This is a genomic window from Streptomyces sp. NPDC087440 (genome assembly GCF_044744005.1).
Lineage (GTDB): Bacteria > Actinomycetota > Actinomycetes > Streptomycetales > Streptomycetaceae > Streptomyces.
Genome location: NZ_JBIUXN010000009.1, coordinates 144248 through 163070, shown reverse-complemented (window position 1 = coordinate 163070; position 18823 = coordinate 144248). Strand labels below are relative to the sequence as shown.

The window sequence follows — 18823 nt, the reverse complement described above, 5'->3', positions numbered from 1 at the left end:
CTTGCCGTTACTATGCAAGCTGCGTGCCCGTGTGTCTGATACCGGGCTCGATGAGCAGGACCGCCCCACTGAAGCGGTTCGGCAGAACCCCCAGAAGTCAGCCACCAAGGAGACCGAACCGTGAAGAGCGCCGTGGAGACCCTGAACCCGACCCGGGTTCGGCTCAGCATTGAGGTGCCCTTCGAGGAGCTCAAGGACAGCCTCGACGCGGCGTACAAGAAGATCAACCAGCAGGTCACGGTGAAGGGCTTCCGCAAGGGCAAGATCCCGAACCGAGTCATCGACCAGCGGTTCGGCCGTGGCGCTGTGCTGGAGGAGGCCGTCAACGACGCCCTCCCGAAGTTCTACACCGAGGCCGTCAACGAGGGTGAGCTGAACCCGCTGGGTCAGCCCGAGGTCGACATCACGGAGCTGAAGGACGGCGAACTGCTGGCCTTCACCGCCGAGGTCGACATCCGCCCGACGATCGAGATCCCGGACTACTCCGGCATCGAGGTCGAGGTCGACGCCGTCACCGTCTCCGACGAGGACGTCGAGAAGGCTGTTGAGGACCTGCGTGGTCGCTTCGCCACCACCAAGCCGGTGGAGCGCGCCGCCGAGGACGGCGACGTCGTCACGATCGACCTGGAGGCCAAGGTCGACGGCGAGGTCCTGGAGGACGGCGTGGCCGAGGGTGTCTCGTACACCATCGGTTCCGGCGAGCTGCTCGAAGGCATCGACGACGCCGTGAAGGGCCTGGAGGCCGGTGGCGAAGCCACCTTCACCTCCCAGCTCAAGGGCGGCTCCGCCGAGGGCAAGGACGCCGAGGTCACCGTGAAGGTCACCGCCGTCGCCGCCCGCGAACTCCCCGAGCTGGACGACGAGTTCGCCCAGATGGCGTCGGAGTTCGACACCCTGGAGGAGCTGCGCGCCGACAGCCGCAAGCGCCTCGAGAACATGAAGCAGTACGACCAGGCCACCCAGGCCCAGGAGCGCGTGCTCGACAAGCTCATCGAGCTCGTCGAGGTCCCGATCCCCGAGAAGCTCCTCGAGGACGAGGTCAAGACCCGCAAGCACAACCTGGAGCACCACCAGCTCGGTCAGATGGGCCTCGACCTCGCGAAGTACCTGGAGATCCAGGGCAAGACCGAGGAGGAGTTCGACAAGGAGACCTCCGAGCAGGCCATCAAGGGCATCAAGACCCAGTTCATCCTCGACGAGCTGGTCAACAAGGAGAAGCTGAACGTGAACCAGGAGGAGCTCACCGAGCACCTCATGCGTCGCGCGCAGTCCTCCGGCATGTCCCCCGACCAGTTCGCCCAGGCCGTCGTCGAAGGCGGCCAGGTGCCGATGCTCGTCGGCGAGGTCGCCCGCGGCAAGGCGCTCGCCGTCGTCGTCGAGGCCGCCACGGTCAAGGACACGAACGGTGAGCTCGTCGAGCTCGACGACGAGGACGAGGTCTCCGAGGAGACCCCGGCCGACGCCGTCGTCGAGGCCGACGCCACCGAGGTGAAGGACGCCGCCGAGGCCAAGTAGGCCTCAGCAGTACCCGAGTCACGACGACGGGCCCGGACGCACTCGCTGCGGCCGGGCCCGTCGCCGTACCCGCCCGTGCACTCCCGCCCGCTCGCACGGGCCCGTACACCTGAACCCACCACCTTGCGCTCCCAGCGAACAGTTCAGGAAGCGGGATGGCGTTGTCCTACCTGCGCGTTAGGGTCCATGAGTAGGCGGGTTGGGTGGGATACCCGACCCCCCGTACAAAGACGCTGAGACGGCCGGAGCCGTCAGAGACGAGCAGGTGGAATACGTGACGAATCTGATGCCCTACGCCGCCGGCGAGCAGTTCCTCGGTGGAGGCCTCGGCGACCAGGTCTACAGCCGACTGCTTGGCGAGCGCATCATCTTCCTCGGCCAGCAGGTCGACGACGACATCGCCAACAAGATCACGGCGCAGCTCCTCCTCCTGGCCGCCGAGCCGGAGAAGGACATCTACCTCTACATCAACAGCCCGGGCGGTTCGGTGACGGCGGGCATGGCCGTCTACGACACCATGCAGTACATCCCGAACGACGTCGTGACGATCGGCATGGGCATGGCGGCCTCCATGGGCCAGTTCCTGCTGACCGGCGGCGCCGCGGGCAAGCGCTTCGCGCTCCCGAACACCGACATCCTGATGCACCAGGGCTCGGCCGGCATCGGCGGTACGGCCTCGGACATCAAGATCCAGGCCGAGTACCTCCTGCGCACCAAGAAGCGCATGGCGGAGATCACCGCCCGGCACTCCGGCCAGACCGTCGAGACGATCATCCGCGACGGCGACCGCGACCGCTGGTACACGGCCGAAGAGGCCAAGGACTACGGCCTCATCGACGAGATCATCTCCGCTGCTTCGGGTGTTCCGGGCGGCGGCGGCACCGGGGCCTGAGTCCCTCCTGCCACTGCTCCGTACCCTCGCCCCATGAACGCCACCAGGATGGTGAACACCCACATGAGCAACTTCTCCGCCCCTGCCAACGGCCTGTACACGGGTCCGCAGGTGGACAACCGCTACATCGTTCCGCGCTTCGTCGAGCGCACCTCGCAGGGCGTCCGTGAGTACGACCCGTACGCGAAGCTCTTCGAGGAGCGCGTGATCTTCCTCGGCGTGCAGATCGACGACGCGTCCGCCAACGACGTCATGGCGCAGCTGCTGTGCCTGGAGTCGATGGACCCCGACCGCGACATCTCGATCTACATCAACTCGCCCGGCGGCTCCTTCACGGCGCTCACCGCGATCTACGACACGATGCAGTTCGTGAAGCCCGACATCCAGACGGTCTGCATGGGCCAGGCGGCCTCCGCCGCCGCCGTCCTGCTCGCCGCCGGCACCCCGGGCAAGCGCATGGCGCTCCCCAACGCCCGTGTGCTGATCCACCAGCCGTCCTCGCAGACCGGCCGCGAGCAGCTCTCCGACCTGGAGATCGCGGCCAACGAGATCCTGCGCATGCGGACCCAGCTGGAGGAGCTGCTCGCGAAGCACTCCACCACGCCGATCGACAAGATCCGCGACGACATCGAGCGCGACAAGATCCTCACGGCCGAGGACGCCCTCGCGTACGGCCTGGTCGACCAGATCGTCTCGACGCGCAAGACCACGGCGTCGGCTGCGGCCTGAGAGCCCCTACCGTGAAGTAACGGGTCCTGCCCACCCCTTGGCACAGTGCACGTCCTCGTGAACCGTGCCAAGGGGGGCCCGAACGGGGGGTCAGGCAAGGTACCGTCGAAGATTGAGGCACCAGGAGTCGCTGCACCCGGCGACTCCCAGGCGAAGGGGATTCACCTCGTGGCACGCATCGGTGACGGCGGAGACCTGCTCAAGTGCTCGTTCTGCGGAAAGAGCCAGAAGCAGGTGAAGAAGCTCATCGCAGGTCCCGGTGTGTACATCTGCGACGAGTGCATCGATCTCTGCAACGAGATCATCGAGGAGGAGCTCGCCGAGACGAGCGAGGTCCGCTGGGAGGAACTTCCCAAGCCTCGCGAGATCTACGAGTTCCTCGAGGGGTACGTCGTCGGGCAGGAGCCCGCGAAGAAGGCCCTCTCGGTGGCGGTCTACAACCACTACAAGCGCGTCCAGGCCGGTGAGAACGGCGGCGGCGCGGGTCGCGAGGACGCGATCGAGCTCGCCAAGTCCAACATCCTGCTGCTGGGGCCCACCGGCTCCGGCAAGACGCTGCTCGCGCAGACCCTGGCGCGCATGCTGAACGTCCCGTTCGCCATCGCGGACGCCACCGCCCTCACCGAGGCCGGTTACGTCGGCGAGGACGTCGAGAACATCCTCCTGAAGCTGATCCAGGCGGCCGACTACGACGTCAAGAAGGCCGAGACCGGGATCATCTACATCGACGAGATCGACAAGGTGGCCCGCAAGAGCGAGAACCCGTCGATCACCCGCGATGTGTCGGGTGAAGGCGTTCAGCAAGCCCTGCTGAAGATCCTCGAAGGCACGACGGCCTCGGTTCCGCCGCAGGGCGGGCGCAAGCACCCGCACCAGGAGTTCATCCAGATCGACACGACGAACGTGCTGTTCATCGTGGGCGGCGCCTTCTCCGGCCTGGAGAAGATCATCGAGTCGCGGGCGGGTGCCAAGGGCATCGGCTTCGGCGCGACGATCCGCTCCAAGCGGGAGATCCAGGCCAGCGACCAGTTCTCGGAGATCATGCCGGAGGACCTGGTGAAGTTCGGGATGATCCCCGAGTTCATCGGCCGCCTCCCCGTCATCACCTCCGTGCACAACCTGGACCGCGAAGCACTCCTGAAGATCCTCATCGAGCCGCGCAACGCCCTGGTGAAGCAGTACCAGCGCCTGTTCGAACTCGACGGCGTGGAGCTGGACTTCGACCTTCCGGCCCTGGAGGCCATCGCCGACCAGGCGATCCTGCGCGGCACGGGGGCGCGGGGCTTGCGCGCCATCATGGAGGAGGTCCTCCAGTCGGTGATGTACGAGGTGCCGTCCCGCAAGGACGTCGCCCGTGTGGTCATCACCGAGGAGGTCGTCCACTCCAACGTGAACCCGACGCTGGTGCCGCGCGAGCCGCGGATCATCGGCAAGAACGACGGGCGGCACGAGAAGTCGGCGTGAGTTCCTCGCTCCTACGCGCAAGGGGCGTCCATCGGCCAGGCCGGCGGACGCCCCTTGCGCTGTGCCCGGCGCTACTTGATCTCGACGCGCGCGGCGTTGCGGAACTTGGCCGTCAGATCGGCGGTCTCCTCCATCGTGGAGGACTGCCCCGTGGCGGCCTTGGCGGGGTCGTTGGCCATCACGTAGCCGAAGGTGCTGTTGTCCACCCAGATGCAGAAGGGCATCTTCATCTCCTGCGCGGGTGAACCGGGGAGGCCCGGCATGGACATCTTCATCACGCGGCACCGCATGAGCCCGTTCTCGAAGCCGGCGGGCTTCATGTCCTTGGCCGGGCCCTCCCAGGAGACCTTGAAGCTGCCCTCCTGCTTCTTGCTCTTCGCGTCCTGTTCGGCGAACGCCGCGTCCAACGTCTTCTGCGGGTCCTTGATGTCGCCGTAGACCCCCGAGACGTTCACCTGCTTGGACGTCTTGACGTCGGTGCCGGTGCCGTAACCGGCTGCCTCTTCCTTCGCGTTGGCGATGCCGTGGTCGGCGAGCTTCGCGGTGTCGATCTTGCCGGTGTCCTGGGCGCCTTCCCCGGTCGCCTTCGGGAGTTTCTTGTACTCGCCGACCGTCTCGGGCATCGCCAGCTTGTATTTCTTGCTGTCGTCGAGGCCGCTCCCGCCGAGGAAGAAGTACGCCCCCGCGCCGGCTGCTGCCAGCACCACCACCGCCAGCCCCACGATCAGGCCGGTCTTCTTCTTCTTCGGCTCCGGGCCACCGGGGTAGGGCTGCTGCCCGTACTGCGGCTGCTGCGGCTGGCCGTACGGAGGCTGCTGACCGTACGGGGGCTGCTGCTGACCGTACGGCGCCTGCGGCTGCTGCTGCGGGTACCCGTACCCCTGCGCGGGCGGTGCCTGCTGCGGGTAGCCGTAACCAGGCTGGCCCTGCGGCGGCTGCGGCTGGCCGTAGGGGCCGGGCTGGGCCCCGTACGGGTTCGGCTGCTGCGGCTGCTGGCCGCCGTACGGGCCGGGCTGGTTGTAGCTCATGTGCCGGGTTCCCCCTCCAGGTGCTGATGCGTCCCGAACATCCTGTCGGACGGCTGTGACAGCAGGGCTTCCGGGGGCCGCACTGTTACCAAAGAAACGCGTTTCGAAGCGGTGCTCCGGGGCCCTTAAACTGGCGGCGTGACCGAGAACTCTCAGACTCCGCAGCCCGCAGCCACCTCCGAATTGCCGACGACCTACACGCCGGCCGCCGTAGAGGGGCCGCTGTACGAGCGCTGGGTAGAACGCGGTTACTTCACCGCCGACGCGAAGAGCGACAAGCCCGCGTACACCGTCGTCATCCCGCCGCCGAACGTCACCGGCTCCCTGCACCTGGGCCACGCCTTCGAGCACACGCTGATCGACGCCCTCACCCGCCGCAAGCGCATGCAGGGCTTCGAGACGCTGTGGCAGCCGGGCATGGACCACGCGGGCATCGCCACCCAGAACGTCGTCGAGCGCGAGCTCGCCAAGGACGGCAAGTCCCGCCACGACCTGGGCCGCGAGGCGTTCGTCGAGCGCGTCTGGCAGTGGAAGGAAGAGTCCGGCGGCCAGATCTCCGGCCAGATGCGCCGCCTCGGCGACGGCGTCGCCTGGGACCGCGAGCGCTTCACCATGGACGAGGGTCTGTCGATCTCCGTCCAGACCATCTTCAAGAAGATGTACGACGACGGCCTGATCTACCGCGCCGAGCGCATCATCAACTGGTGCCCGCGCTGTCTGACGGCCATCTCCGACATCGAGGTCGACTACCAGGACGACGACGGCGAGCTCGTCTCCATGACGTACGGCGAGGGCGAGGACACCATCGTCGTCGCCACCACCCGCGCCGAGACGATGCTCGGCGACACCGCCGTCGCCGTCCACCCCGACGACGAGCGCTACGCCCGTCTCATCGGCAAGCAGATCAAGCTGCCGCTCACCAACCGCAGCATCCCCGTCGTCGCCGACACGCACGTCGACCCGGAGTTCGGCACCGGTGCCGTCAAGGTGACCCCGGCGCACGACCCGAACGACTTCGCCATCGGCCAGCGCCACGACCTGGAGACCATCCAGGTCCTCGACGAGCGCGGCATCATCATCACCCCCGGCCCCTTCCAGGGCCTGGACCGCTTCGAGGCCCGCTCCGCGATCGTCGCCGCCCTGCGCGCGGACGGCCGGATCGTCGCCGAGAAGCGCCCGTACGTCCACTCCGTCGGCCACTGCTCCCGCTGCAAGACCACGCTGGAGCCGCGTCTGTCGATGCAGTGGTGGGTCAAGGTCGAGACACTCGCCAAGGCCGCCGGTGACGCCGTGCGCGACGGCCGCGTCAACATCCACCCCGCCGAGCTGACCCCGCGCTACTTCGACTGGGTCGACAACCTCAACGACTGGTGCATCTCGCGCCAGCTGTGGTGGGGCCACCGCATCCCCGTCTGGCACGGCCCGAACGGCGAGATGGTCTGCGTCGGCCCGAACGACGAGGCGCCCACCGGCGAGGGCTGGCACCAGGACACCGACGTCCTCGACACCTGGTTCTCCTCCGGTCTGTGGCCCTTCTCGACGATGGGCTGGCCGGAGCAGACGGAGTCGCTGGAGAAGTTCTATCCGAACTCCGTCCTGGTCACCGGCTACGACCTGATGTTCTTCTGGGTCGCCCGGATGATGATGTTCGGCCTGTACGCCATGGGCGACGTCCCGTTCCGCACCATCGCCTTCCACGGCATGGTCCGCGACGAGACCGGCAAGAAGATGTCGAAGTCCAAGGGCAACGTCGTCAACCCGCTCGACTGGATGGACAAGTACGGCTCCGACGCCGTCCGCTTCACCCTCGCGCGCGGCGCCAACCCCGGCGTCGACGTCCCGATCGGCGAGGACTGGGTCCAGGGCTCCCGCAACTTCGCCAACAAGATCTGGAACGCGACCCGCTTCGCGCTGATGAACGGCGCCACCGTCGAGGGCGAGCTCCCGGCCCCCGAGCAGATGACCGCCACCGACCGCTGGATCCTGTCCCGGCTCAACACGGTCGTCGCCCAGGTCGACGCGCTCTACGACGACTACCAGTTCGCCAAGCTGGCCGACGCCCTCTTCCACTTCGCGTGGGACGAGGTCTTCGACTGGTACGTCGAGCTGTCGAAGACGACGTTCTTCGCCGAGGGCGAGCAGGCGAAGGTCTCCGCCCGCGTCCTGGGCGAGGTCCTGGACGTCACCCTGCGCCTGCTGCACCCGGTCGTCCCGTTCGTCACGGAGACGCTCTGGACGACCCTCACCGGCGGCGAGTCCCTCGTCGTCGCCGACTGGCCCAAGGACTCGGGCTTCCGCGACCAGGGCGCCGAGCAGGAGATCGAGCTCGTCCAGCAGGTCGTCACCGAGGTCCGCCGCTTCCGCTCCGACCAGGGCCTCCAGCCCGGCCAGAAGGTCCCCGCCGAGCTCACCCTGGCCGGTACGGCGCTCGCCCCGCACGAGGCCGCCATCCGCCAGCTCCTGCGCCTGACGGCTCCCGGCGAGGGCTTCCACGCCACCGCCTCGCTGCCCGTCGCCGGTGCCACGGTCGCCCTCGACCTCTCCGGCACCATCGACGTCGCCGCCGAGCGCAAGCGCCTCACCAAGGACCTGGAGGCCGCCAAGAAGGAGGTCGTCCAGGCGAACGCCAAGCTCGGCAACGAGGCCTTCCTCGCGAAGGCCCCCGACAACGTCGTGGACAAAATCCGCGGCCGCCTGAGCAAGGCCGAGGCCGACATCGAGCGCATCACCGCGCAGATCGAGGCACTGCCCGCCCAGTAGGCGCACGGCGTACGACCCGACAGGGGCCCCGCACCACGTGGTGCGGGGCCCCTGCGTACGTCATCCCGACGAGTGCCGCAAATCACGTGTAAGTGGACAGAAGGGCGTCGAACAGGTCGAAAGTCCCAGGCATCATGGAGCGTATGCACGACAAGCCCGCCGCCTCGCCGGTACACCGGGCCTGGGCGGCGGGCCGAGGCCTGCTGGACGGCCACACGGTGCCACGACGCGCCCTCGACCTGCTCGTCCCGCTGATCTGCTTCGCCTTGATGCTGCTGGACGTTCCCGGTCTCGCCGAGGCCGACAACTCGCTCAACAGCCTCACGGCCGCCGCCGTCCTCGCGCTCGGCGCGAGTTCACTGCTGCTGCGCCGCCGGTTCCCCTGGATCCCGTACGTCGTCGCGCTCGGCCTGCTGGGCTGGCTTCACGAGCTCACGCTGATGCAGTTCGCGCTCTACAAGATCGGCCGTTACCGGGGGCGGGCCGCCGCGGTCCTGGCGACGCTGGGATACATCGTCTTCGCGTACGTGCTCTTCCTCCTCCAGAGGTGGCCCGAGAAGCAGGCTGACACGCTCATGGAGTTCCTGAGCCTCATCGTGCCCATCGGCGTTCTCGCCGCGGGCGTCGGCGTGGCCGCCAACCGCCAGGACCTCGTGCGGGAGCTGGAGGTCGAGAAGGGACGCGCGGCCGGGCTGCAGGCGGTCCAGCAGGAGCGGCTCTCCGTCGCCCGCGACGTGCACGACTTCGTGGGCCGCGAGCTGACCCTGCTCGCGGTACGGGCCGAGGTGCTGGCCGTACGGGCCCGGGGCGAGGCCCACCAGAAGGACTTCGACGAACTCTCCGACACCGCCCGCAAGGCGCACCGCATCCTCAACGAGATCATCGTGCAGCGCGCCCGCGAGAAGGACGCCACCCCCGGCATCGACGCTCTCGCCGTCCTCGCCTCCGAGGGCGAGCGGGCGGGCAGCCCGGTGGTCCTCGACATCGACGGCCGGGCGGGCGCGCTGTCGCCCCTGCGGCAGGCGGCCGTCTACCGGGTGGTGCAGGAGTGCCTGACCAACGCCGTCAAACACGCACCGGGCCAGGAGGTCCGCGTACGCATCTGCCTCGACGGCGGCCGGCTGCGCATCGAGGTGTGCAACGACCTGCCCAGCGCCGTCCCCGCCAAGGAGCCCGTCTCCGCGGGCACCGGCACCTTCTCGATGGGGGAGCGGGTGGAGTCCATGGGCGGCACCCTGGAGGCCGGTCACCACGACGGGAAGTACCGCGTCGTCGCGACGCTTCCCGCCGGCGTCTGAGCCCCTCTCCTAGCTCGCCTTCAGGAGCTTCTGGAGGTTGTCGAAGTCCTCCACGCACTTGCCCGAGCCGATCGCCACACAGTCCAGCGGATCGTCCGCGACGTGCACCGGGATGCCGGTCGCCGCCGCGATCCGCAGATCCAGCCCCGGCAGCAGGGCGCCGCCCCCGGTGAGCACGATGCCGTGCTCCATGATGTCGCCGGACAGCTCCGGCGGGCACTCCTCCAGCGTCGCGCGCACCGCCGCGATGATCGCCTCGACCGGCTCGTTCAGCGCGGAACGCACCTCGGACACCGTGAGGTCCAGGGTCTTGGGCAGGCCGCCGACCTTCTGCCGCCCCCGGACGGTGAACGCCCGCATCTCCAGCGCCGGGTCGTCCGGCACCGGCCACGCCGAACCGATCGCCACCTTGATGTCCTCGGCGGTGCGCTCACCGATGAGCAGCTGGTGCTCCTTGCGTACGAAATCGGTGATCGCGGTGTCCATCCGGTCGCCGCCCACCCGCAGCGACTGCGCGGTCACGATGCCGCCCAGCGAGATCACCGCGACCTCGGTCGTGCCGCCGCCGATGTCCACCACCATGGAGCCCCGTGCGTCCGACACCGGAAGACCGGCGCCTATCGCCGCCGCCATGGGCTCCTCTATGAGGTGCACGGCACGCGCACCGGCCCTGGTGGCCGCGTGCACGATGGCGCGGCGCTCCACCGGCGTCACCCCGCTCGGCACGCACACCACCATGCGGGTGCGCGGACGCCGCCCCGGCACCGCCTTGCGGACGAAGTGCCGGATCATCTCCTCGGCCGCCTCGTAGTCACTGATCACACCGTCGCGCAGGGGGCGGATCGCGGTGATCGAACCGGGCGTGCGCCCGATGGTCTCCTTGGCCTCGGCGCCGACGGCCAGCGCCGTCGTCGAACCGGCCTTCACCGCCACCACGGAGGGTTCGTTGAGGACGATGCCGTGCCCCCGCATGTACACCAGCGTGTTCGCCGTACCCAGGTCGATGCCTATGTCCCGGCTGCCCTGGCCGCCGCGGATGCGCGCGGGCACACCAGCCGCGGCACGGGCCTGCGTGGTCTCGTCGCTCACTCGATAACCTCCCGAATCGTGATCTACCAGGGTCACACACCCCTTTGGTAGGGAAGGGATAAAAGGTCCCCGGGGTTGCGGGCCGAAGGTCCCGCCCCGACCCGCGGCGGGCACACCCCGCAGATCACCGGTCCCTGTCGGCCGTTGTCGTACCCCCTCCGTAGACTGGCGGGGTGAGTGACCTCCCCCAGCACGACGACCAGCCCGACGACCAGGCCTTCGCGGAGATCGTCGCCGCCGAGACCGATCGCGACCCCGACCTCGCCGTCATCGAGGCCGGCAGCCGCACCCTGCGCACCCACGGCGGCGCCCCCGCCGGTGACGCGGTGCCCTCCCGCCCCGCCGACCCGGAGGTGGACAAGGCGCTGCGCGCGGTGGAGACCGAGCTCGCGGGCCGCTGGGGCGAGACCAAGCTCGAACCCTCGGTGACCCGCATCGCGGCCCTCATGGACGTGCTGGGCGAGCCCCAGAAGGCGTACCCCTCGATCCACATCACCGGCACCAACGGCAAGACCAGCACCGCCCGCATGATCGAGGCCCTCTTCGGCGCCTTCGAGCTGCGCACCGGCCGCTACACCAGCCCGCACGTGCAGTCGATCACCGAGCGCATCAGCCTGGACGGCGTCCCGATCAGCGCCGAGCGCTTCGTGGAGACGTACCAGGACATCAAGCCGTACGTCGAGATGGTCGACGCCGCGCAGGACTACCGGCTGTCCTTCTTCGAGGTGATGACCGGCATGGCGTACGCGGCCTTCGCGGACGCCCCCGTGGACGTCGCCGTCGTCGAGGTCGGCATGGGCGGCACCTGGGACGCCACCAACGTCATCGACGCGGCCGTCGCCGTCGTCACCCCGATCTCCCTCGACCACACCGACCGCCTGGGCAGCACGCCCGGCGAGATCGCGGGCGAGAAGTCCGGGATCATCAAGCAGGACGCCACCGTCATCCTGGCCCAGCAGCCCGTCGACGCGGCGCAGGTCATGCTGAAGAAGGCCGTGGGCGTGGACGCCACGGTGGCCCGCGAGGGCATGGAGTTCGGCGTCGTCCACCGCGAGGTCGCGGTCGGCGGCCAGCTGGTCACCCTGCGCGGCCTCGGCGGCGAGTACGAGGAGATCTTCCTCCCGCTGCACGGCGCCCACCAGGCGCACAACGCGGCCGTCGCGCTCGCCGCCGTCGAAGCCTTCTTCGGCATCGGCGCCGACCACGCCCGCACCCTGGACATCGAGACCATCCGCAAGGCCTTCGCCTCGGTGACCTCCCCGGGCCGCATGGAGGTCGTCCGCCGCAGCCCCACCGTCGTCCTGGACGCCGCGCACAACCCCGGCGGGGCGCGGGCGGCGGCCGAGGCCGTCAGCGAGGCGTTCAGCTTCAGCCGGCTGATCGGCGTCGTCGGCGCGAGCGGCGACAAGGACGTACGGGGCCTCCTGGAGGCCTTCGAGCCGATCTTCGCCGAGGTCGTCGTCACCCGTAACTCGACCCCGCGCTCCATGGACGTCGACGAACTGGCCGCCATCGCCGTCGAGGTCTTCGGCGAGGAACGCGTCCAGGTCGAGCCCCGTCTGGACGACGCCATCGAGGAAGCGATCACCCTCGCCGAGGAAGACGGCGAGTTCAGCGGCGGGGGAGTCCTCGTCACCGGGTCCGTCATCACCGTCGGAGAGGCCCGGCTGCTGCTGGGAAGGAGCTGAGTCGGCGTGCGTACTCTCTGTGCCTCCACCCTGATCGGTGAATTCTTCGTGATCGGCTTCGCCGGGCTGGTCGCGATGAAGTCCGAGGACCTGTCCATGGCCACGGTGTGGACGGTGTGCGGCATCGCGATGCTGCTCTCCGTCCTGCTCTGCGGAATGATCACGCGTCCCGGCGGCCTCCAGCTCGGCTGGGTGCTCCAGGTGGGGCTCGTGGTCAGCGGCTTCTGGGTGCCGGTGATGTTCTTCCTGGGGCTGGTCTTCGGGGGCCTGTGGTGGGCGTCCATCCACTACGGCCGCAAGATCGACGAGGCGAAGGCCCGGTGGGCGGCGCAGGCGGAGGCCGAGGCCTGATCCCCCGCGCGGAGGGCCGGGCCTGAACTCCCGCGCCGGGCAGCAGGAGGCCGAGGCCTTGTCCCCTGGGCCTGACGGTGTGTGACAGGTCCCCCGTTCGGCCCTGTAATCTGCCCACCACCGCATCCGCACCCGCGAGAAACGCACCAAGGAGCCCGCACGTGACCCAGCGCACCCTCGTCCTGCTCAAGCCCGACGCCGTCCGCCGCGGACTGATCGGCGAGATCATCGGCCGCATCGAGCGCAAGGCGAACTGGACGATCTCCGCGCTGGAACTGCGCAGCCTCGACCAGGACACCCTGGAGGCGCACTACGGCGAGCACAAGGGCAAGCCGTTCTACGAGCCGCTCGTCGCCTTCATGTCGTCCGGCCCGATCGTGGCCCTGGTCGTCGAGGGCGAGCGCGTCATCGAGGGCGTACGCCAGTTGGCCGGTCCCACCGACCCGATTGCCGCGGCTCCCGGCTCCATTCGGGGTGACTTCGGCACCATCGTCCGCGAGAACCTCATCCACGCCTCCGACTCCGAGGAGTCCGCGGAGCGCGAGCTGAAGCTGTTCTTCCCGGGGCTCGTCTGACCGGAGCAACCGGCGCGTTTTCTGACTGAATGTCAGCCGAACAGCGCCGCCTGGCTGGGGCGACCGAAGTAATTCGGTCGCCCTTCGGCATATGCGTCCGGCTGGAGGGAACGCATCCCCCCGACACAGCGTCACCATGGGTGAAGCGGGTATGTGTTCCGCCCACAATGGCGAAGGACCCTCGCGCGGTGACCGCACATGCGGCACTACGATGGAAGTCACCGCGCCCACACCATCCAGCGCACCACCCACTTCGCCTACCGATACAAGCCATCGCACGCAGCAATCGGGAAGGCCCGACGCATCCTCATGGGGAAGAAGAGGGAACCAATGTCGTTCATCGGCCGTGATATGGCTGTCGACCTCGGGACCGCCAACACGCTGGTGTACGTCAGGGGTAAGGGCATCGTGCTCAACGAGCCCTCCGTCGTCGCCATCAACACCAACACCGGCGGCATCCTGGCCGTCGGCTCCGAGGCGAAGAAGATGATCGGCCGTACACCGGGCAACATCGTTGCCGTACGGCCCCTGAAGGACGGCGTGATCGCCGACTTCGAAATCACCGAGCGGATGCTCCGCTACTTCATCCTGAAGATCCACAAGCGGCGCTACCTGGCCCGCCCCCGCGTCGTCGTCTGCGTGCCCTCCGGCATCACCGGAGTGGAGCGCCGCGCCGTCATCGAGGCGTCCACGCAGGCCGGCGCCCGCCAGGTGCACATCATCGAGGAGCCCATGGCCGCGGCCATCGGTTCCGGCCTGCCCGTCCACGAGGCCACCGGCAACATGGTCGTGGACATCGGCGGCGGCACCACCGAGGTCGCCGTCATCTCGCTCGGAGGAATCGTCACGGCACAGTCGATCCGCGTTGCGGGCGACGAGCTGGACAACGCGATCATCCAGCACATCAAGAAGGAGTACTCCCTCCTCCTCGGTGAGCGCACCGCCGAACAGATCAAGATCACCATCGGTTCGGCGTACGACCTCGACAAGGACGAGCACACCGAGATCCGCGGCCGCGACCTCGTCTCCGGCCTGCCGAAGACCGTCGTGATCTCCGCCGCGGAGGTCCGCAAGGCCATCGAGGAGCCCGTCAACGCGATCGTCGACGCCGTGAAGACGACACTCGACAAGTGCCCGCCGGAGCTCTCCGGCGACGTCATGGACCGCGGCATCGTCCTGACCGGCGGCGGCGCGCTGCTGCGCGGCCTGGACGAGCGGCTGCGCCGCGAGACCGGCATGCCGATCCACATCGCCGAGGACCCGCTGGACTCCGTCGCACTCGGGTCCGGCAAGTGCGTCGAGGAGTTCGAGGCGCTCCAGCAGGTGCTGGACGCCCAGCCGCGCAGATAGCGGTACGAGGCAACAGCGTCCGGGAGCCACCTGCCGGCCCCGGACGCCGCCGAAGAATCCGCCGTACGGGGCCTGTCGTCCCGTGCGGCGGATCGTTGATATACACGCATACGCATTTTTCCGACGAGGAAGGCACGGCCGCCGCACGTGAGGGACACACGAGAGAGTCGGCTGCTCCTGGTGCTGCTGATCGCCGTAGCGTTCGCGCTGATCACGGTGGACATCCGCGGCGGCGAACAGTCACCCGTCGACGGAGCCCGGCAGGCCGCCGCCGCCGTCTTCGGACCGGTGGAGAAGGGCGTCGCCACCGCCGTCGACCCGATCGGCAACGCGATCGGCGCCGTACGCAAGTCGGGCGACGACCACGACCAGCTCAAGGCCCTGGAGCGGGACAACCAGGAACTGAAGCTGCGCCTGGGCAGCGACGACCGCAATCAGAGCCGGGTGCGTCAGCTCGACGGCATGCTGAAGAAGGCGGGCGCCGGTCAGTACGGCATCAAGGGCGCCGAAGTCATCGCCATAGGAGCAGCCCAGGGCTTCTCCTGGACCGTCACCATCGACGTCGGCTCCGGCGACGGCATCCAGCGCGACATGACCGTCCTCAACGCGGACGGCCTCGTCGGCCGCGTCACCACCGTCGGCCCCCACACCTCCACCGTGCTGCTCGCCAACGACACCAAGTTCACCGTCGGCACCCGCATGGAGAAGAGCGACGAACTCGGCTTCGCCACCGGGCAGGGCGACCGCCCGCTCAGCGTCCAGTTCCTCAACGGCAAGGCCAAGGTCAAGCCCGGCGACCGCCTGGTGACCTTCGGCTCGCGCGCCGCCAAGCCCTTCGTGCCCGGCGTCCCGGTCGGCGAGGTGGTCCGCGTCGACCCCTCCGGCGGCGACCTCACCCGTACCGTCTACGTCCGCCCGTACGTCGGCTTCACCAAGCTCGACATCGTCGGCGTCGTCGTGGCCGCCCCGCGCACCGACCCCCGCGACACCGTCCTGCCGAACAAGCCGAAGCCCGCCCCCACCGTCACTGTCACCGTGACACCGAAGCCGCCCGCCGGTGAGAACAACGGCGCCAACAACGGCGACGGAAATGCCGCCAACAACGGCAATGGAAACGGTGCCAACAACGGCAACGGAAACGGCAACAACAACGGCGCCGGCGACGGCAACGCCGACGGCCAGTGACCAGGAGCTGAAGAACCTGATGCGCTTCAACCGGATTCTGCTCTCCGCCACCCTGGTGGTCGTCGCCCTGGTCGTCCAGGTCACCGTCCTCGCCAGACTCCAGCTCCCCGGCGCCGTCCCCGACCTCACCCTCCTGGTCGTCCTCGGACTCGCCTTTGTGTACGGACACGTCAGCGGCGCCCTCATCGGCTTCGCCGCGGGCCTCCTCGCCGACCTCGCCCCGCCCGCCGACCACGCCGCGGGACGCTACGCCCTCGTGCTGTGCCTCATCGGCTACCTCGCGGGCCTCGTCAAGCCCGAGAACGGCAAACTGCGCTCCGCCACCGCACCCATGCTGGTGGTCGTCGCCGCCGCCCTCGGCTCCACCCTCCTGTACGCCGGCGTCGGTGCTCTCGTCGGCGACAGCGCCGCACGCCACGTCGGCCTCGGCGGACTGCTCTTCACCGCCGCCCTGTACGACCTGCTCCTGGCACCCTTCGTCGTCCCCGGCATCATGGCGCTCGCCCGCCGCGCCGAGAACGACCCCCTCTCCGAAACCTCCTCCTCCGACGTCTCCTCCGGCTGGCTCGCCGGAGGCACCGGACTGCGCATCGGCGAACAGAAGGGCGGCCTGCGGCTGCGCGCCGCCCGCAACCGTGCCCAGCGCGCCGGACGCATCAAGGGAGTGAAGCGCCTGTGAGCAACATCCCCGAGACCGGCCGCACCCCCCGCGTCACCATCCGCCTGATCGTCCTGCAGGTCCTCGTCTTCTCCCTGCTGCTCACCCTCGGCGGGCGCCTGTGGTACCTCCAGATCCGCAACGGCCAGGAGTACACCGACGAGGCGAAGAACAACCACGTCCAGCAGGTCGTCCAGCCCGCCGTCCGCGGCTCCATCCTCGACGCCCGCGGCGTCCCCCTCGCCGACAACGAGACCAAGCTCGTCGTCTCCGCGTCCCGCACCGAGCTGATGAAGATGAAGGACGACGGCAAAGCCGTCCTCACCCGGCTCGCCGACGTCCTGGACATGAAGGCCAAGGACGTCACCGACAAGGTGCGCCTGTGCGACTCCAAGACCCCCCAGCCCTGCTGGAACGGCTCGCCCTACCAGCCGATCCCGGTCACCAACAAGGCCACCACCCAGCAGGCCCTGCAGATCCGTGAACGCGCCGAGGACTTCCCCGGCATCACCGCCGAACCCACCGCCGTACGCCGCTACGCCGCCCCCGGCAAGGCGAACACCGCACAGGTGCTCGGCTACCTCTCGCCCGTCACCGACGCCGAGATCGAGAAGGCCAAGGACAGCGACTCCCCGTACCTGCGCTCCGACCAGGTCGGGCGCTCCGGTCTGGAACGTACGTACGACAAGGAGCTGCGCGGCAAGGCGGGCGTCACCCGCTACGAGGTCGACAACCTCGGCCGCGTCATCGGCCGCGCGAAGGCCGACAAGGCCGAGCCCGGTGCGAACGTCGTCACCAGCATCGACGCCCGCGTGCAGGCCGTCGCCGAGTACGAACTCCTCGACGCCATGAAGGAAGCCCGCAAGGCGTTCGACAAGAACACCGGCACCAACTACAAGGCCGATGCCGGTGCCGTCGTCGTCATGGAGGCCAGGACCGGACGCGTCGTTGCGATGGCGTCCAACCCCACCTACGACCCCAACTCCTGGGTCGGCGGCATCTCCGGCAAGGACTACGCCGCCCTCACCGGCAAGGACTCCAACTTCCCCCTGCTGAACCGGGCCATCCAGGCGCAGGCCGCCCCCGGCTCCATCTTCAAGGTGGTTCCGACGACGGCAGCCGTCAACGCCGGATACGACTTCAACGGCAGCTACCCCTGCCCCAGTTCGTACTCCATCGGCGGCCAGACCTTCACCAACTACGAGTCCAAGGGCCACGGCAACATCACCCTCGGCGGCGCCCTCGAAGTCTCCTGCGACACCGTCTACTACGCCCTCGCGCACCAGCAGTGGCAGCGCGACGGCGGCACCAAGCCGAAGAAGAACGCCAAGGACTGGTTCTACAAAACGGCCCACCAGTTCGGCCTCGGCAAGGAGACCGGAATCGACCTCCCCAACGAGGTCTCCGGCCGGGTCCCCGACCGCCAGTGGAAGCAGCGGTTCTGGGACGCCAACAAGGACGCCTGGTGCAAGCAGGGCAAGAAGGACGGCACCTTCGTCGAGAAGATCGCCTTCGAGAACTGCATCGACGGCAACCAGATGCGCGCCGGTGACTCCGTCAACTACTCCATCGGCCAGGGCGACACCCTCGTCACCCCCATCCAGATGGCGTCGATCTACGCGAGCATCGCCAACGGCGGCACCGTGCACACCCCGTCCGTCGGCAAGGCCGTCATCAGTGCCGACGGCAAGAAGGTCACCGAGATCAAGCCCAAGACGCAGGGCCGGCTCCCGATGAACGCGAGCACCCACAAGCTGATAGACGAAGCCCTCGCGGGAGTCGCGACCCGGGGCACCGCCGCCTGGCGGTTCCAGAACTGGCCCCAGGACAAGATCCCGATGCACGCCAAGACGGGTACCGCCGAGGTCTACGGCAAGCAGACGACCTCCTGGTTCGCCACGTACACCAAGGACTACTCGATCGTCATGACGATCGCCCAGGGTGGCACCGGCTCCGGTGCTTCCGGTCCCGCCGTGCGAAAGATCTACAACGCGCTGTACGGGCTCGACGAGAACGGCAAGTACGACGCGAAGAAGGCACTGCTGCCGCAGCCCCAGAAGAACCTTCCGAAGATCGAGGCGGACGGCTCCATCGACGCACCCGACATCAAGCCCTACGCCCCTCCGAAGAAGGAGCCCGAACCGCCGGTCGGCGTCGCCGGACCCCCTCCCGCCAACACCGGCGGCAGGGGCGGCAACCCGGGAGCGCGCGGTACCGGCATCCAGAGGGTGGGTGACTGAC

General features: G+C 68.7%; 15 protein-coding genes. 13 read left to right on the top strand and 2 right to left on the bottom strand.

Annotation, left to right across the window (positions count from 1 at the left end; genetic code table 11):
* Positions 1–120: 120 nt before the first annotated feature.
* From tig to clpX, 4 genes are all read left to right on the top strand, one after another.
* A complete protein-coding gene (gene tig, locus ACIO3O_RS19960) occupies positions 121–1515 on the top strand; it encodes a trigger factor (protein WP_401747476.1) in 1395 nt (464 codons plus the stop codon).
* Between the two features lie 286 nt (positions 1516–1801).
* A complete protein-coding gene (locus ACIO3O_RS19955) occupies positions 1802–2407 on the top strand; it encodes an ATP-dependent Clp protease proteolytic subunit (RefSeq protein ID WP_401747739.1) in 606 nt (201 codons plus the stop codon).
* Positions 2408–2455: 48 nt separating this feature from the next.
* Positions 2456–3136, top strand: coding sequence for an ATP-dependent Clp protease proteolytic subunit (locus ACIO3O_RS19950; protein WP_401747738.1), 681 nt, complete (start codon positions 2456–2458; stop codon positions 3134–3136).
* Positions 3137–3304: 168 nt separating this feature from the next.
* Positions 3305–4600 carry an ATP-dependent Clp protease ATP-binding subunit ClpX gene (gene clpX, locus ACIO3O_RS19945; protein WP_345222976.1) on the top strand — a complete coding sequence of 432 codons (1296 nt, stop codon included), beginning with the start codon at positions 3305–3307 and terminating at the stop codon, positions 4598–4600.
* A gap of 71 nt (positions 4601–4671) precedes the next feature.
* On the opposite strand, the gene ACIO3O_RS19940 is transcribed toward clpX, so the two are convergent.
* Complete coding sequence (locus ACIO3O_RS19940; protein ID WP_401747472.1) at positions 4672–5628, bottom strand: hypothetical protein; 957 nt, start codon at positions 5626–5628, stop codon at positions 4672–4674.
* A gap of 138 nt (positions 5629–5766) precedes the next feature.
* On the opposite strand from ACIO3O_RS19940, the gene ACIO3O_RS19935 reads away from it, so the two are divergent.
* Together ACIO3O_RS19935 and ACIO3O_RS19930 are read left to right on the top strand one after the other, a co-directional pair.
* Positions 5767–8388, top strand: coding sequence for a valine--tRNA ligase (locus ACIO3O_RS19935; protein ID WP_401747469.1), 2622 nt, complete (start codon positions 5767–5769; stop codon positions 8386–8388).
* A gap of 143 nt (positions 8389–8531) precedes the next feature.
* Positions 8532–9686, top strand: a complete 1155-nt coding sequence (locus tag ACIO3O_RS19930; RefSeq protein ID WP_401747468.1) for a sensor histidine kinase — start codon at positions 8532–8534, stop codon at positions 9684–9686.
* A 9-nt stretch (positions 9687–9695) separates the two neighbouring features.
* Here ACIO3O_RS19930 and ACIO3O_RS19925 read toward each other — a convergent pair whose 3' ends face one another.
* On the bottom strand, positions 9696–10724 hold the full coding sequence (locus ACIO3O_RS19925; RefSeq protein WP_401747736.1) for a rod shape-determining protein: 1029 nt from the start codon (positions 10722–10724) through the stop codon (positions 9696–9698).
* A gap of 224 nt (positions 10725–10948) precedes the next feature.
* Here ACIO3O_RS19925 and ACIO3O_RS19920 point away from each other — a divergent pair, with 224 nt between their 5' ends.
* The 7 genes from ACIO3O_RS19920 to mrdA all read left to right on the top strand — a co-directional run bounded on the left by ACIO3O_RS19920 (position 10949) and on the right by mrdA (position 18822).
* Positions 10949–12463 (top strand): bifunctional folylpolyglutamate synthase/dihydrofolate synthase, encoded by a 1515-nt coding sequence (locus tag ACIO3O_RS19920; protein WP_401747465.1) that lies wholly within the window; start codon positions 10949–10951, stop codon positions 12461–12463.
* Positions 12464–12469: 6 nt separating this feature from the next.
* Positions 12470–12814, top strand: coding sequence for a DUF4233 domain-containing protein (locus ACIO3O_RS19915; RefSeq protein WP_401747462.1), 345 nt, complete (start codon positions 12470–12472; stop codon positions 12812–12814).
* Positions 12815–12975: 161 nt separating this feature from the next.
* A complete protein-coding gene (gene ndk / locus ACIO3O_RS19910) occupies positions 12976–13389 on the top strand; it encodes a nucleoside-diphosphate kinase (RefSeq protein ID WP_401747460.1) in 414 nt (137 codons plus the stop codon).
* 330 nt (positions 13390–13719) lie between these two features.
* Entirely contained in the window at positions 13720–14739 is a 1020-nt protein-coding gene (locus tag ACIO3O_RS19905) for a rod shape-determining protein (RefSeq protein ID WP_185026424.1), read from the top strand.
* A 147-nt stretch (positions 14740–14886) separates the two neighbouring features.
* Positions 14887–15924: a rod shape-determining protein MreC gene (mreC, locus tag ACIO3O_RS19900; protein WP_401747457.1), complete on the top strand. Its 1038-nt coding sequence runs from the start codon at positions 14887–14889 to the stop codon at positions 15922–15924.
* 19 nt (positions 15925–15943) lie between these two features.
* Entirely contained in the window at positions 15944–16603 is a 660-nt protein-coding gene (mreD, locus tag ACIO3O_RS19895) for a rod shape-determining protein MreD (protein WP_401747455.1), read from the top strand.
* On the top strand, positions 16600–18822 hold the full coding sequence (gene mrdA, locus ACIO3O_RS19890; RefSeq protein ID WP_401747452.1) for a penicillin-binding protein 2: 2223 nt from the start codon (positions 16600–16602) through the stop codon (positions 18820–18822). The genes mreD and mrdA overlap by 4 nt, the downstream gene beginning before the upstream one ends.
* Position 18823 lies beyond the last annotated feature (1 nt).

Coding starts and splice junctions, on each gene's coding strand:
- ACIO3O_RS19940 (WP_401747472.1), bottom strand. CDS start 5,628: ATGAGCTACAACCAGCCCGGCCCGTACGGCGGCCAGCAGCCGCAGCAG.
- mreD (WP_401747455.1), top strand. CDS start 15,944: ATGCGCTTCAACCGGATTCTGCTCTCCGCCACCCTGGTGGTCGTCGCC.
- ACIO3O_RS19955 (WP_401747739.1), top strand. CDS start 1,802: ATGCCCTACGCCGCCGGCGAGCAGTTCCTCGGTGGAGGCCTCGGCGAC.
- ACIO3O_RS19905 (WP_185026424.1), top strand. CDS start 13,720: ATGTCGTTCATCGGCCGTGATATGGCTGTCGACCTCGGGACCGCCAAC.
- ACIO3O_RS19950 (WP_401747738.1), top strand. CDS start 2,456: ATGGTGAACACCCACATGAGCAACTTCTCCGCCCCTGCCAACGGCCTG.
- ACIO3O_RS19930 (WP_401747468.1), top strand. CDS start 8,532: ATGCACGACAAGCCCGCCGCCTCGCCGGTACACCGGGCCTGGGCGGCG.